We start from the raw sequence: 13,864 nt of genomic DNA on the forward strand, positions 1-13,864 counted from the left end.
CGGATGTTCTGGCCTTCGTATTCCCAGTCGACCGAGATGGAGTCGCGGGTGATGCCGGCCTCGGGGCCGGTCAGCATGCGGTCCTCGCCGATCAGGCGGTTGATCAGGGTCGACTTGCCGGCGTTGGGGCGGCCGATGATGGCGATGCGGATCGGCTTGTCGGGCTCGTCGACCTCCTCGATGAAGATGTCGGCGCTGGCGGCGACGATGGCGGCGTAGAGATCGGCCATGCCTTCGCCGTGCTCGGCCGAGATGGCGACCGGCTCGCCAAAGCCGAGCGAATAGGCCTCGCCGATGCCGCCGCCGCTCTCGCGGCTCTCGGACTTGTTGGCCAGCAGGATGACGGGCTTGTGCTGCTTGCGCAGGCGGTCGGCGAAGATCTGGTCCAGCGAGGTCACGCCCTCGCGGGCGTCCATCATGAACAGGATCAGGTCGCCGTCTTCCAGCGCCGCCTCGGTCTGTTCGCGCATCCGCGATTCGAGGCTGTCGTCGGTGACGTCCTCATAGCCGGCGGTGTCGATCAGCGTCAGATCCATGTCGCCGATGTTGCCGTCCGCATAGCGGATGCCCGCGCCCTTTCGCCCGAGGCCGAACAGCGGCTGGCCGAACTGGCCCAGCGGCTGAAGAGCGAGAACCGCAACGTCTATCTCTCCGTACCGCCCCGCAGCGATGCGATCAGCGACAAGGAAGNGTCTGCTCGCGCATCCGCGATTCGAGGCTGTCGTCGGTGACGTCCTCATAGCCGGCGGTGTCGATCAGCGTCAGATCCATGTCGCCGATGTTGCCGTCGGCGTAGCGACGGTCGCGGGTCACGCCCGGGCGGTCATCGACGAGCGCGAGGCGCTTGCCGACGAGACGATTGAACAATGTCGACTTGCCCACATTGGGGCGGCCGACGATGGCGACTTTGAGAGCCATGTCGGCCTTCTAACGCAGATTGAGGGTCCGGTGTCAGCGAATGCTGACGAGGTCGCCCTTGTCGGTGAGAACGTAGAGCGCGCCATTGTAGGCGGCGGGCGCGAGATAGACCGGTCCGGCGCCGAGCCGGAGCGAAGCCGTCTGGGCTCCGGTCTTGGGATCGAAGGCGACCAGTTCGCCGTCCGAATTGGTCAGGACCAGCCGGTTCGAAGCCAGCAGCGGACCCGACCATTCCGGCCGCACCGTGCGGTCGAAGAAGCCGAAATAGCCGCCCTCCTGACGCACGCGGCCCTCGTTGAGGTCGCGGCTCCAGTAGATCTGGCCGGTGTCGCGGTTGATGACGGTCAGTTCGCCGTCCTTGGACACGACATAGACGACGTCGCCGGCCGGCAGGGGCGCATTGACGCCGGCGATGGGCAGGGGCGCCCATTTGGGCTGACCGGTGCGGAGGTCGAGGGCCGACAGCAGGCCCGAATGACTGACGGCGTAGACCGTGCCGCGGCTGATGACCGGACGGCCGGCGATGTCGCGGATCTCCGACAGGGCGCTGGTGCGGCTGGTGCGCGAAAGCACCTGCTGCCAGACGGCCTGGCCGGTCGAGGCGCGCAGGGCGACGACCTCGCCCGACGAGAAGGGCGCGATCACGGTGTCGCCGGTGACCGCCGGGCTGGAGGCGCGCATGATGCGGGCCGGCTCCGGGATGCCGCGGTAGGACCAGTCCTGACGGCCGGTCGTGGTGTCGAAGGCCTGGATCTGGTTTTCGACGTCGACCACGAACACCCGGCTGCCCGACACGGTCGGGGCGCCGTGGATCGGCACATCCACCGGCGTGGTCCAGAGGACCGCGCCCGTGGCCTGGTCGAGGGCGGTGACGACGCGATAGCCGGACGCGACGAAGACCTTGCCGCCGCCCACGGCGACGCCGCCGCCGAAGCCGCCGCCGGTCGTTCCGCCCGTGCCGCCGAAGCCGAGGAAGCCGCGGCTGCCGCCTTCGCGTTCATCGGGCTTGATATTGACCTTCCAGGCCTGGGCGCCCGTGCCGGAGTCGAGCGCCGACACGGTGGACTCGCCGTCCAGCACGAAGACGCGGCCGTTGTCGGCCACGACCGGCGCCATCACCTGACGCGTGCGCGAAGAGCCGGCGCCGACGCCCCGCCGCCAGGCCACCGCGAACTCCGGAGCCGCGATCACGTGCTCGACCGAATTCTCGGCGTTGCCGCCGGGCTGGGTCCAGGCCGTGGCGGCCTGGGGACCCGGGAGGAAGAAGTCACGCCCCGACAGGGCGGCCGACGGCGCCAGCTGCTGTTCGAACTCCAGGACCGAAATCCGCTGGCCCTCGGACGCGGTGGCCTGGGGGTCCTTGGAGCCGCCGAGGCCGAACGGCAGGGCGTTGCGCACCGTGCCGCAGGAGGCGAGGGAGACGGCCAGACCGCCCAGCAGAGCGACTTTGAGCACGCGATTCATGGCGGACGTCCTGGAAACGGGGATCACGGGCGGGCCGGTGCGGCTGCGGGCGCGGCGGGAGCAGGCGCGCCCGGCTGGGCGGCGGGGGCCGCGCTCACGGGCGGGGCCACGGGAAGAGCCGCCTGGGCGCGAACGATGGCCGGCAGGTTGGCCGCGGCGCCGGAATCGATGGCCGCGATGGTCAGGTCGGCGCGCTGGCTGACGATCTCGGGCGTATCCAGACCGTTCTTGAGCAGCACCAGCGCCTCGCGGGCCGGGGCGACCTGCCCGTTCTGGAGGCGCGCCATGGCGAGGGCCTCGAGGGCGAAGGGGCTGAACGGACGGCCGTCCTTCGCGATCGGCGCGAGACGGGCCTCGATCTGGGCCAGAGTCTCGCTGTCCATGGCCAGCCAGGCGGCCTTGAGCGCGGCGGCGTCGGCCAGCAGCGGGTCCCCGGAGGCTTTCGCCGCCTCGTCGAAGCGGGCGATGGCGTCGGGGATGCGGTTGGCGTCGACGGCGATGGCGGCGCGCTGCATCAGGGCGAGGGCCTTGTAGGCGCCGTTGCCGTCTTTCGCCGCCTGGGTGAAGGCGGCGTCGGCCCCGACCGGATTGTTGGCCTGGAGCGACTGCATGCCGCGATCGAAGGCGACCGAGGCCTTGTCGGCCTTCGACGTCTGCAGGCTGTCCCAGCCCCAGAAGGCCAGGGCGGCGATCAGGGCGATCAGTAGCACGCCGCCGACAACGGGCAGCCAGGTGCGGGCGAGCCGCTTGTAGCGGTCGGAGCGGAGCTCCTCCTCGACCTGCTCGAAGACATCAACCACGGATACGTCGCCCCCAGAAAACGGCGCCGAGGCCGCTGAAATTCAATCCGGCCGGACCCTAGAGGGTCAGCCTGCCCGCCGCAACGCAGCCCTTASGGCGTARCGGGCTTTTTCGAGAAGTAGGTCTCGACTTCGGCAGGAAAACGGCGGGCYTTCACGTCRGCGGCGTAGGCGGCGACGGCCCGGTCGATCTCGCCGCGCATATCGGCGTAGCGGCGGACGAATTTCGGCGTCCAGTCGAACATGCCCAGCATGTCGGGCGTCACCAGAATCTGGCCGTCGCAGGCGGACGAGGCGCCGATGCCGATGGTCGGCTTGTCGACGGCGGCGGTGATGTCGCGCGCCAGACCCTCGGCCACGCCCTCGATGACGATGGNGCGGCACACCCAGCCGCTCGACCGTCTGGCGCAGGGTGCGCACGAATTTCGGCGTCCAGTCGAACAGGCCCAGCATGTCGGGCGTCACCAGAATCTGGCCGTCGCAGGCGGACGAGGCGCCGATGCCGATGGTSGGCTTGTCGACGGCGGCGGTGATGTCGCGCGCCAGRCCCTCSGCCACGCCCTCGATGACGATGGAAAAGGCYCCKGCGTCAGCSGTGGCCTCGGCYTCCGACATGACCCGMAGMCGYTCCTCGTCGGTCCGGCCCTTGGCCTTGAAGGCGCCGTCCGTCAGCACGGCCTGGGGCCGCAGGCCGACGTGGCCCATGACCGGGATGCCGCGCTGGACCAGATAGGCGATGGTTTCCGCGACGGTCGGGCCGCTTTCCAGCTTCACGCCCTGGGCGCCCGTCTCCTTCATGACGCGAGCGCAGTTTTCGTAGGCCAGCTCCTTGCCGCCCTCGTAGCTGCCGAACGGCATGTCGATGACCACCATGGCCTTCCTCGAGCCGCGCATGACGGCCTGGCCGTGGAGAATCATCATCTCGAGGGTGACTCCGACGGTGTTGGGCAGGCCGTGCACGACCATGCCGACGCTGTCGCCGACCAGCAGCAGGTCGCAATGATCGTCCAGCAGGGCCGCCGTGGGGGCGTCATACGCCGTCAGGCAGACGATGGGCTCTCCGCCCTTGCGGTTGCGGATGTCCGGCGCGGCGAGGCGGCGGACGGTTTCCTGCTTCTGGCTGGACATGGCGGTCCTCCTGTTCGGAGACCTAGATAGCGATGGGGCTTGTCCCCGTCATCCCTGAGGACGACGGGGACAGACTCACATATCCTGCGACAGCTTCATCACGCCGGCCGCGGCCAGGGCGATCAGGGCTCCGGCGGCGATCCAGAACAGTTGCATTCCGCCCATGGAGCCGAGTTCCAGGCCGCCCAGACCGAACTGGTCGAGCGCCCCCTGAACCGAACTCTGGACGCTGAGCGAGGCGGAGCGAATGCCCTCGCCGAGGGCGTCGCCGGCGACCACGCCGTCGCCGACGCCGAGGTTCACGCTCATGGTCTCGCGGACCGCCACGACGCCGCCGACGACGCCGGCCAGCCCCAGGGCGAAGACGCGAACCTGGGAGCTCTTCTGCAGGCGCTGTTCGACCCGGGCGTTGAACAGGGCCGCGTCGGGCAGATGCGGGGTGCGCGCGAACAGGCGCTCGATTTCGGGATCGAACTCGTCAGCCGACATGCTGCGCTCCCCCCAGGGCTGTCGCGGATCGCGGCTGTAGCCGCGCGCGGAGTTTATCCAGACCACGTTTGACATGAGACTTCACCGTGCCGAGTGGCAAATTCAGGGCGGCGGCGATCTCGGGATGCGCCATGCCGGCCCCGTGACAAAGGGAGACACACAGTCGTTCAGGCTCGCTGAGGCCTTTCAGGGCTTCGTCGAGATCCATCAGGCCCGCCTGATCGGCGGCGGGCGCGACTTCTTCCTGTTCAACTTCAGCAATGTAGCGGGCTTCTTTCGTAACACGCTTGATGTAGAGACGCGCCGCGATCCGCTTGACCCAGGCGGCGAAGGTGCCCTCGCCGCGAAACTCCGCGCACCGCTCGAACGCCTGGATAAAGGCGTCCTGGGCGATGTCGTCGGCGAGCGAGGGCTGGGCCCCCATCCGCCGCAGCAGGCCGCGCACCGCCGAACCGTGGCGGCGCACCAGCTCGCCGAACTCCCGCCGTCCGCCCGCCGCCGCAAGGGCGGCGAGCTCGACGTCGTGCCGGTCGATCAGAGGTTGGGTCATCATCAATCCCCCTGTCCGCTCGGGCTTACTCCTTGTTCGGGTTGAAGAAGCTCAGGATGATGAACGCCAGACCGATGGTGGCGGGAATGGCCGCGATGCCCATCAGGCCGCCTGCTACGCCTTCGACATCGTGGTCGTGCCAGCCGAACTGGGTCATGTACCCGAAGGCGGTGAGGCCGACGCCGACCGCCAGCCAGATGACGCCGCGACGCAGGTCGCGGGTCCGCGAGGGAAGCTTGCTGGCCACGTCGCGCGTCATGGCGTCGATCAGGTCGGCGGGCAGTTGCTGGCCCTTGTCGATCGCGTGACGAACCGTCGTCTGGATATCGCGCTTCTCGCGGGATTTCAGATAGCTCGGACCGAAGATGACGGCGGTAATGGCGGTGAAGATGATCAGTACGATCAGTATGGGCGTCAGGTTCATGGGATGTCCCCTTTTCTCGAAACCGGAGCGTGATGCCTCGGCCTTCTGACGACAAGAGGCTGTGAAGACGCTCCATGGATGCGGACGACGAGGTGAAACTTTTGTAAGGCGAAGGCGGGCCCCGCAACCGGAGACACGCCGATGATCGACCGCCGCCTCCTTCTGGCCGGACTGGCCGCGGCCCCCCTGACCGCCTGCGCGACCGGGACGGGCGCGGTGACGGAGGTGCGAGGGGCGGCGCTGACCCTGGTCACCTTCAACATCTGGCACAACCAGGGCGACTGGGCCGCGCGACTGCCGCTGCTGATCGCCGCGATCCGGGCGGAGAGCCCGGACGTCATCGCCCTGCAGGAGGTGCTGGAAGACGCCGCCGTCGGGCTGCCCAATCAGGCGCGGACGATCGCGGACGCCCTGGGCGGCTATGAGATGCATTTCGTCTCGACCGACGCCGAAGGCGCGCCCCGCCGGTACGGCAATGCGATCCTGAGCCGCCTGCCCGTGCTGGCGCACGACTGGAAGACGCTGGAACCGCTGGACGACTATCGCACGGCGCTGCGCGTCCGGGTCGACGCGGGCGGCCGGGCCGTGGATGTCGTCAACACCCATCTGGCGTGGCAGGCCGACGCCCAGGCCGTGCGGGCGCGCCAGCTGGCCGATCTGATGAGCTGGCTGCCGAAGGACGGGACGCCGCTGATCGTCACGGGCGACTTCAACGCGGTGCAGGAGGACGCCGGGCTGGCGGTGCTGACCGGCGAGCGGTTCTTCAGCGCCCTGCCCCGCGGGACGGCGCCGACGACGCTGAACCCGGCGAAGAACCATCCGCCCCGGGTCATCGATCACGTCTTCGCCGAGACGGCCCGGTTCGCGCCGGTGCGGGCGGCCGTGATCGGGGCCGAGCCGACGGACGGGGAGTACCCGTCGGATCATTTCGGCGTGGCGGCTACCGTCAGGCTGCGCTGAACCGGCGCGCGAGGGCCAGGGCGGCCGCGGCGCTGACCGCCACGCCCGCCAGCATGGCGGCGGCGGGGATCAGGGCGCCGATGTCCTCGGTCAGCGGACCGACCACCGGAATCAGGGCCCACAGGATGGCGACGGCGGCGACGACCCAGGGCACGAGGGCCGCGACGGTCATCCACGCCCGGCGCAGGGCGAGCCGCTGCGCGATCCGCGCCTGGAAGGCGTAGTCGCGCGCCGGGAGCGCTTCGGCGGCGAACAGGGCCTGCAGTTTCTGTTCAGGCGTCATCGGTTCCTCCGAGCGCTTTGAGCAGCCGCGCCCGACCGCGCGCAACATGCGACTTCACCGTGCCGAGCGGCAAGCCCAGGGAGATGGCCGCCTCGCCGTGCGACCAGCCGTCGGCGAGACACAGGGCGACACAGGCGCGAACGTCCGGGGCCAGTTCGGCCATGGCGGCGGCCAGGGCCAGCCGGTCCTCGTGCGACACGCCCGCGGGGAGGTCGACCGTCTCCAGCCACACGCCGTCGCGCGCCGCGCCGCGCCGCGCGCTGCGGATCCGGTCCTGGGCCTTGCGCCAGGCGATGCCGCACAGCCAGGCGCGGACCCCGCCCGGGTCCCTGAGCGACCGGAGCGACCGCCAGGCGGCGAGGAAGGCGTCCTGGGCCACATCGTCGGCCTCGGCCCAGCCCCCGCCCAGGGCGCGGCGCAGAAAGCCGCGGACGGCCGCCTGATGCCGCTCGACCAGCCGCGAAAAGGCCGCGTCCGAGCCGGCGAGCGCATGACTCACCAGCTCGGCGTCGCTGTGAAATCCCCCCATGGCGCGCGTTCCCGGGCCGCATCAGGCCCGCGGACCGCGTCCGCCGCTGCGCAGGGCCGAGACCAGCGAGGCCAGGCAGAGCGCCCCCAGCACGAAGCTGACGATCAGGAAGGCTTCGCCGGCTCCGTAGATGTCTGACCAGCTGGCGTAGGCGAAGCCGACCGCCATCACGCCGAACAGCACCACCGAGAACCAGGCGCCGTCGCCGGACCGGCCGCCGCTGTTGTCGCTCGAGGAGTCCCACATTCCGGAGCCGTCGATCGGCTTTTCGATCAGGGCGAGCAGGGCGGCGGGCGGCTCCTGGCCCTTTTCCGCATAGGTCTGGATCAGCTTCAACGCATCCCGTTGCCGGCGGTAGTTCAGGAAGCTGGAGAAGCCGCCGAACACGAACCAGGCCAGCGGGAACAGCAGCCACCAGTAAGAACGGAACAGGTCTTCCATGATCGTCACCCCTCATGCGCCGGACGCCGTGTCCACGCTTTCATAGGGTAGTCGTCGCCGATCCCGCCAGCGGATGCGACGGCCGGGACTTTTTGCGCCCCCCTCGCCGTCGGGACGCGCAACCCATCTTGCGGCCTCGCGTTCGCTGGCGGACACTCAGTCCCCACGGGAGCCCGGCCATGGTCCAGATCACCTATCGCATCGTCGAACACGACGGGGGCTGGGCCTATCAGTCGGGCGGGACCTATTCCGAGACCTATCCGACCCATGACTCGGCGCGGGCCGCCGCTGTCGCCGTGGCGCGCGAGCAGAAGGTGCCGGACGAGGACGCCCTGATCGAATACGCCGACTCCTCTGGCCGCTGGATCACCGAGCGCGCCGACGGCCAAGACCGGCCCGAGATCGACGTCGAGGGCTGACCCGCAACCGCTTGTGATCGGACCGGGCTAGGCGCGGCCCACCCCGGCCGTTAGGTCTGGCCGCCCCAGTCAGCGGAACCGGTTACATGCTCCACGCCCCCCTCGCCGCCCCGACCCGCCGCATGCTCCTGGCCGGAGGCGCGATGGCGGCGGGGATGGTCATGGCGCCGCGGATCGCGGCGGCGCGGGCGGCGGCGGATCTGGACCGGGTCAACGCCCTGATCGCGCGCATGACGATCGAGGAGAAGGCCGGCCAGCTGAACCTGCTGAACGATCCCTTCCGCTGGCGGCCCGAGGGCGTGAACCCGGGCGACTTCAACGCGGACCAGGCCGCCGTCGCCGCCGACATCCGCGCGGGGCGGATCGGAGCCCTGTTCAACGGCGTGGGGGCGGAGAACACCCGGATGGTGCAGGAGATGGCCGTCCGGGACAGCCGGCTGGGCATCCCCCTGCTGTTCGCCGCCGACATCGTCCACGGCCTGCGCACCACCTTCCCCGTGCCGCTGGGCGAGACCGCCAGCTGGGATACGGACCTGGCCATGCGCACGGCGCGCGCCGCCGCCGTCGAGGGCGGGGCCGCCGGCGTGCACCAGACCTACGCCCCCATGGTCGACGTCGGACGCGACCAACGCTGGGGCCGGGTGGTCGAGGGGGCGGGCGAGGACGTCCTGCTGGGCAATCTGTTCGCCGCGGCGCGGACGCGGGGCTTCCAGGGCGATGACCTGAAGGCCTGGTCGTCCCTGCTGGCCTGTCCCAAGCATTTCGCCGCGTACGGCGCCGCCGAGGCGGGCATGGACTACAATTCCACCGACATGAGCGAGCTGGAGTTGCGGTCGGTCTATCTGCCGCCGTTCAAGGCCGCCTTCGACGCCGGCGCCCTGTCGACCATGAGCGCGTTCAACGACCTGAACGGCGTCCCGGCCAGCGGCAGCAAATGGCTGCTGACCGACATATTGCGGGGCGAGTGGGGCTTCGCCGGCTTCGTCGTGTCGGACTACACCTCGGAGCAGGAGCTGATCGCCCACGGCTACGCCGCGGACGGGCGCGACGCGGCGCGGCTGGCCCTGATGGCCGGCGTCGACATGTCGATGAAGAGCGGGCTCTATCTCAAGCACATCCCCGAACTGGTCCAGTCGGGCGACGTGCCCATCGCCCGCGTCGACGAGGCGGTGCGGCGGGTCCTGATGACCAAGGCGGCGCTGGGCCTGTTCGAGACCCCGTATCGCGGTTCGGACGTCCGCATGGAGAGGCGGGTGCACGGCAGCCGCGAGCATCTGGCGCTCGCCCGAGAGGCGGGCCGCAAGTCGATCGTGATGCTGAAGAACGAAGGCGGCCTGTTGCCCCTGCCGAAGTCGGGCAAACGCTATGCCCTGATCGGGCCGTTCGGGGCGGATGCGACGGACCTGTTCGGGCCGTGGTCGATCTTCAAGGATCCCAAGCTGGCGGTGTCGCTGGAACAGGGGCTGCGGGCGGCGCTGGGCCCAGGCTCCAGCCTGACGGTGGTGAAGGGTTCAAACGTCGAGACGCCGCTGGCCGGCGGGATCGAGGCGGCGGTGATGGCGGCGGCCCAGGCGGACGTCGTCCTGCTGGCCGTCGGCGAGTCGCAGGAGATGTCGGCCGAGTCCAAGTCCCGCGTCGATATTGGCATTCCCACGCCGCAACTGGCGCTGGCCGAGGCCGTGGCGGCGACCGGCAAGCCCGTGGTGGTCCTGCTGCGCAACGGCCGCGGCATGGAGCTGGCGGGCGCGGTGAAGGACGCCCCGGCCCTTCTGGCGACGTGGTTCCTGGGCTCCGAAACCGGCAACTCCGTCGCCGACATCCTGTTCGGCGACCATGCGCCGACGGGCCGGCTGCCGGTCAGCTTCCCGTACCGCTCCGGTCAGTCGCCCTTCTACTATGCGCACAAGACCACCGGCCGGCCGTCGCAGCCGACCGACACCGAGTTCACCTCCAAATTCCGCGAGGCGCCGCATCTGGCGCTGTATCCGTTTGGACACGGCCTGACCTATGGGACGGTGCAATATTCGCCCGTCCGGCTATCGGCGCCGACCATGGCCTGGAACGGCGAGATCAGCGCGACCGTGACCCTGACGAACACGGGCGCGCTTCCGGTGTCCGAGGTCGTGCAGCTCTACATCCGCGACAAGGCGGCCTCGATCACCCAGCCGGTTCGGTTGCTGAAGAATTTCCGTCGCGTGACGGTGCCGGCGGGCGGCGCGCTGGAGGTGACGATGTCGCTGAGGTTCCCGGAGCTGAGCTTCCTCGGGCCCGACCTGCGGCCGACGGTCGAGCCGGGGCTGTTCGACGTGTGGCTGAGCGCCGACGCTCAGTCGGGAACGGCGGCGACGTTCAACCTGGTGCGTTGACCGGGTTGCTCCGGATCCCGGTCAGGCGGCGAGGCCGAGGTCCTTACCGGCCGAGACCCGCATGAACTCCCGGGCCAGATGCTCGGCGACGTCGTGGCCGGGCGTCACCTCGATATAGGCGACACCGGCACGCCGCAGCGCCTCCTTCTTGACCGCGTCCCGGGCGGCGGCGGTGCCCAGATAATGCCCGCTGCCCTGGTATTCGATGGCGGCGACGGGATGGCCCGAACCGGAAATCACCAGAATGTCCACGCGCTTGCTGTTAACCGTCGCATAGGCCGCCGGATCACCCGAGGACAACACCTCGCCGAGGCTGACCTGGGCCATGACCCGCCATTTCAGATTCAGGCGTTGAACCACGGCCTCCGCGACCTTGAAGACCCGCGCCTCGTCGGCGGACATCAGGCGGCGGGGTTTGAACGTCGCAGACATCACTGTGCGAAGCTGCTCGGTCGCATCGGGAGCCCGGCCCTCAGAACGCGAGACCGCCGGCCGGGTCGGCCCGGTCGCACTCCGCCAGCCCCGGCGTTCACGGCGGGCCATCAAACGGGAGGCCTTCATCCCCGCGAGGAAGGCCGCCATGACAATCAGGACGACGAGAATGGTCTGCTGATCCGACATCGATCACACCTCTTGCGCGAGCTTCGTCGCCTCAAGCGTGCGCGTGGCGGATTGCAGAGGGCTTAAACGATAAGGCTAACGGGGCGAAGGCGAACTGCTCAGCGACCAAGAGCGGCCACGTAATGATCGGGCTTGAATCCCACCAGGGTCCGGCCGCCCAGATCCAGCACCGGCCGTTTGATCATCGACGGCTGGGCCAGCATCAGGTCCACGGCCTTCGCAGCGTTCAGGTCTGCCTTGTCAGCGTCCGGCAGCGCCTTGAACGTCGTGCCGGCGCGGTTCAGCACCACTTCCCAGCCGTGTTCCGCCACCCAGCCCTCGATCCGGGCGCGGTCAATCCCGGCCTTCTTGTAGTCGTGAAACTCATGCGCCACGCCGTGTTCGGCCAGCCAGACGCGGGCCTTCCTGACGGTGTCGCAGTTGGGGATGCCGTAGAGAGTCGGAGTCATGGCCGCCTGTGTGGCGACCTCGCCCCGGAACCGCAAGCCGGGCCATTTGCATTTAACCAGATAGTTTAATATAAGACGTCGATCAGCAAAGGAGACGTGCCATGACCGCCCTCCCGCCCCGCCAGAAGGTCATCCCCTGCCTCTGGTTCGACAAACAGGCCGAGGAAGCCGTGAGCTTCTATGTTTCGCTGCTTCCGGATTCCCGCATCGACGCCGTCATCCGCTCCCCCGGCGACTATCCCTCCGGCAAGGCCGGCGACGTCCTGCTGGTCGAATTCACCCTCGCCGGCAATCGCTACACGGCATTGAACGGCGGGCCTCATTTCACCTTCACCGAGGCGATTTCGCTGCAGATCGACTGCGAGGACCAGGCCGAGGTCGACCGCCTGACGGAGGCCCTGTCCGCCGTGCCCGAGGCCGAGCAGTGCGGCTGGGTCAAGGATCGCTACGGCCTGTCGTGGCAGATCGTGCCCTATGCCATGAACCGCTTTCTGGCCGATCCGGACCCGGCCGTGCGCCAACGCGTCTTCGCGGCCATGATGGACATGAAGCGGCTGAACATCGCCGCGCTGGAACGCGCCGCGCGGGGCTAGTCCTCGTCCGCCTGCACGGCGCCGGCCACGACCGGGCCGGGCGCGCCTGAGAGCGCCAGGTCCAGGGCCTCGCGGTCCAGACCCTTCTCCCACTTCGCCACCACGATGGTGGCCACGGCGTTGCCGATGAAGTTGGTCAGGGCCCGGCATTCGCTCATGAAGCGGTCGACGCCGAGGATCAGGGCCATGCCAGCCACCGGCACCGACGGCACCACGGCCAGGGTCGCGGCCAGGGTGATGAAGCCCGCCCCCGTGACCCCCGCCGCCCCCTTGGAGCTCAGCATGGCCACGGCCAGCAGCAGCAGTTGGTCGCCCAGCGACAGGTCGACCCCGCAGGCCTGGGCGATAAACAGGGCCGCCAGGGTCATGTAGATGTTGGTGCCGTCCAGATTGAAGGAATAGCCGGTCGGCACGACCAGCCCGACCACCGACTTGTCGCAGCCGGCCCGGCCCATCTTCTCGATCAGGCTGGGCAGGGCGGCTTCGGAGGACGAGGTGCCGAGCACCAGCAGCAGCTCCTCCTTGAGATAGCGGATCAGCTTGAAGATCGAGAAGCCGTTGAAGGCCGCGACGGCCCCCAGCACCACGACCACGAACAGGGCCGAGGTCAGGTAGAAGGTGCCGACCAGGGCGGCGAGGTTGATCACCGACTCGATGCCGTATTTGCCGATGGTGAAGGCGAAGGCCCCGAAGGCCCCGATCGGGGCCGCCTTCATCAGGATGGCGACCAGTTTGAAGAAGGCCTCGGACACGCTCTCCAGCACGGCCATGACCGGCTGGGCCCGATCGCCGATCACGGCCAGGGAGATGCCGAACAGGATGGCGAAGAACAGCACCTGCAGGATCTCGCCGCCGGCGAAGGCGCCGACCACCGTCTCGGGAATGATGTTCATCAGGAAGCCGACGATCGAGGTCTCGTGGGCCTTGGTGGCGTACTGGGCCACTGCGGCCGGGTCGAGGGTGGCCGGATCGACGTTCATCCCGGCCCCGGGCCGCACCACATTGGCGACGACCAGGCCGATGATCAGGGCCAGGGTCGAGAAGGTCAGGAAATAGGCGAAGGCCTTGCCCACCACCTTGCCCAGCCGGCCGAGGTCCCTGAGGTGGGCGATGCCGGTGGCCACGGTCAGGAAGATGACCGGGGCGATGATCATCTTCACCAGGCGGATGAAGGCGTCGCCGAGCGGCTTCAGGCTCTCCCCGAACGTCGGCCAGAAATGGCCGATCAAGGCGCCCAGCCCGATGGCGACCAGCACCTGGACATAGAGGTGGGTCCAGATCGGCGTCTTCTTCGGCGGCGTCGGCGCGGTCGCATCCACGGCGACGCCGGGCGCGACCTTGACCGCGGCGGGCGCAGGCGTGCGCGGCGTGGGCGCCTTGTCGGCGGGTTTCCGGGCCATGGCGTTTTCCCTCGTCGCGGACCAGGAGCC

The 13,864-nt window shown here is 69.3% G+C and carries 16 protein-coding genes and 3 pseudogenes; 4 read left to right on the top strand and 15 right to left on the bottom strand.

Annotation, left to right across the window (positions count from 1 at the left end):
* The 9 genes and pseudogenes from ASD25_RS11425 to ASD25_RS11460 all read right to left on the bottom strand — a co-directional run.
* Positions 1-551, bottom strand: a pseudogene (locus ASD25_RS11425) (GTPase); the annotation flags it as partial.
* 140 nt (positions 552-691) lie between these two features.
* Positions 692-918, bottom strand: a pseudogene (locus tag ASD25_RS11430) (GTPase); the annotation flags it as partial.
* Between the two features lie 33 nt (positions 919-951).
* Positions 952-2,382: a PQQ-like beta-propeller repeat protein gene (locus ASD25_RS11435; RefSeq protein WP_055829109.1), complete on the bottom strand. Its 1,431-nt coding sequence runs from the start codon at positions 2,380-2,382 to the stop codon at positions 952-954.
* Positions 2,383-2,405: 23 nt separating this feature from the next.
* Positions 2,406-3,182 (bottom strand): tetratricopeptide repeat protein, encoded by a 777-nt coding sequence (locus ASD25_RS11440; RefSeq protein ID WP_055829106.1) that lies wholly within the window; start codon positions 3,180-3,182, stop codon positions 2,406-2,408.
* A gap of 92 nt (positions 3,183-3,274) precedes the next feature.
* Positions 3,275-3,558 (bottom strand): 3-methyl-2-oxobutanoate hydroxymethyltransferase (locus ASD25_RS29350; protein ID WP_235562710.1); only part of this gene is annotated, 284 nt, incomplete at its 5' end.
* A gap of 1 nt (position 3,559) precedes the next feature.
* A pseudogene (gene panB / locus ASD25_RS11445) lies at positions 3,560-4,310 on the bottom strand (3-methyl-2-oxobutanoate hydroxymethyltransferase); the annotation flags it as partial.
* A 75-nt stretch (positions 4,311-4,385) separates the two neighbouring features.
* Complete coding sequence (locus tag ASD25_RS11450; RefSeq protein ID WP_055829100.1) at positions 4,386-4,799, bottom strand: hypothetical protein; 414 nt, start codon at positions 4,797-4,799, stop codon at positions 4,386-4,388.
* Complete coding sequence (locus ASD25_RS11455; protein WP_055829743.1) at positions 4,789-5,349, bottom strand: RNA polymerase sigma factor; 561 nt, start codon at positions 5,347-5,349, stop codon at positions 4,789-4,791. Before ASD25_RS11455 ends, ASD25_RS11450 begins: the two co-directional genes overlap by 11 nt.
* A 25-nt stretch (positions 5,350-5,374) precedes the next feature.
* Positions 5,375-5,773 (bottom strand): DUF6249 domain-containing protein, encoded by a 399-nt coding sequence (locus tag ASD25_RS11460; protein ID WP_055829096.1) that lies wholly within the window; start codon positions 5,771-5,773, stop codon positions 5,375-5,377.
* A gap of 141 nt (positions 5,774-5,914) precedes the next feature.
* Between ASD25_RS11460 and ASD25_RS11465 the strand changes: the two genes are divergently transcribed.
* The gene (locus tag ASD25_RS11465) at positions 5,915-6,733 is read left to right on the top strand and encodes an endonuclease/exonuclease/phosphatase family protein (RefSeq protein WP_055829092.1); all 819 of its coding nucleotides are present in this window, start codon (positions 5,915-5,917) and stop codon (positions 6,731-6,733) included.
* On the opposite strand, the gene ASD25_RS11470 is transcribed toward ASD25_RS11465, so the two are convergent.
* From ASD25_RS11470 to ASD25_RS11480, 3 genes are read right to left on the bottom strand one after another with little or no spacing between them, the layout of a single operon-like run.
* Positions 6,720-7,016 (bottom strand): hypothetical protein, encoded by a 297-nt coding sequence (locus ASD25_RS11470; protein WP_055829088.1) that lies wholly within the window; start codon positions 7,014-7,016, stop codon positions 6,720-6,722. The genes ASD25_RS11465 and ASD25_RS11470 overlap by 14 nt on opposite strands.
* The gene (locus tag ASD25_RS11475; protein ID WP_055829086.1) at positions 7,006-7,545 is read right to left on the bottom strand and encodes an RNA polymerase sigma factor; all 540 of its coding nucleotides are present in this window, start codon (positions 7,543-7,545) and stop codon (positions 7,006-7,008) included. The genes ASD25_RS11470 and ASD25_RS11475 overlap by 11 nt, the downstream gene beginning before the upstream one ends.
* Before the next feature lie 21 nt (positions 7,546-7,566).
* Positions 7,567-7,986 (bottom strand): hypothetical protein, encoded by a 420-nt coding sequence (locus ASD25_RS11480; RefSeq protein WP_055829740.1) that lies wholly within the window; start codon positions 7,984-7,986, stop codon positions 7,567-7,569.
* Between the two features lie 179 nt (positions 7,987-8,165).
* On the opposite strand from ASD25_RS11480, the gene ASD25_RS11485 reads away from it, so the two are divergent.
* Both ASD25_RS11485 and ASD25_RS11490 read left to right on the top strand, forming a co-directional pair.
* Positions 8,166-8,405, top strand: a complete 240-nt coding sequence (locus ASD25_RS11485; protein WP_055829083.1) for a DUF2188 domain-containing protein — start codon at positions 8,166-8,168, stop codon at positions 8,403-8,405.
* Between the two features lie 86 nt (positions 8,406-8,491).
* The gene (locus tag ASD25_RS11490; RefSeq protein WP_200943606.1) at positions 8,492-10,771 is read left to right on the top strand and encodes a glycoside hydrolase family 3 N-terminal domain-containing protein; all 2,280 of its coding nucleotides are present in this window, start codon (positions 8,492-8,494) and stop codon (positions 10,769-10,771) included.
* Positions 10,772-10,792: 21 nt separating this feature from the next.
* Here ASD25_RS11490 and ASD25_RS11495 read toward each other — a convergent pair whose 3' ends face one another.
* Together ASD25_RS11495 and ASD25_RS11500 are read right to left on the bottom strand one after the other, a co-directional pair.
* A complete protein-coding gene (locus ASD25_RS11495; RefSeq protein ID WP_162252072.1) occupies positions 10,793-11,353 on the bottom strand; it encodes a DUF2726 domain-containing protein in 561 nt (186 codons plus the stop codon).
* A gap of 137 nt (positions 11,354-11,490) precedes the next feature.
* On the bottom strand, positions 11,491-11,841 hold the full coding sequence (locus ASD25_RS11500) for an arsenate reductase (RefSeq protein WP_055829737.1): 351 nt from the start codon (positions 11,839-11,841) through the stop codon (positions 11,491-11,493).
* A gap of 101 nt (positions 11,842-11,942) precedes the next feature.
* Between ASD25_RS11500 and ASD25_RS11505 the strand changes: the two genes are divergently transcribed.
* Positions 11,943-12,434: a VOC family protein gene (locus tag ASD25_RS11505; protein ID WP_055829077.1), complete on the top strand. Its 492-nt coding sequence runs from the start codon at positions 11,943-11,945 to the stop codon at positions 12,432-12,434.
* Here the strand turns inward: ASD25_RS11505 and ASD25_RS11510 are convergent.
* Positions 12,431-13,834 (bottom strand): dicarboxylate/amino acid:cation symporter, encoded by a 1,404-nt coding sequence (locus tag ASD25_RS11510; RefSeq protein WP_082560047.1) that lies wholly within the window; start codon positions 13,832-13,834, stop codon positions 12,431-12,433. The two genes, ASD25_RS11505 and ASD25_RS11510, sit on opposite strands and share 4 nt — an antisense overlap.
* Between the last annotated feature and the right edge of the window lie 30 nt (positions 13,835-13,864).

The organism is Brevundimonas sp. Root1423, assembly GCF_001426805.1.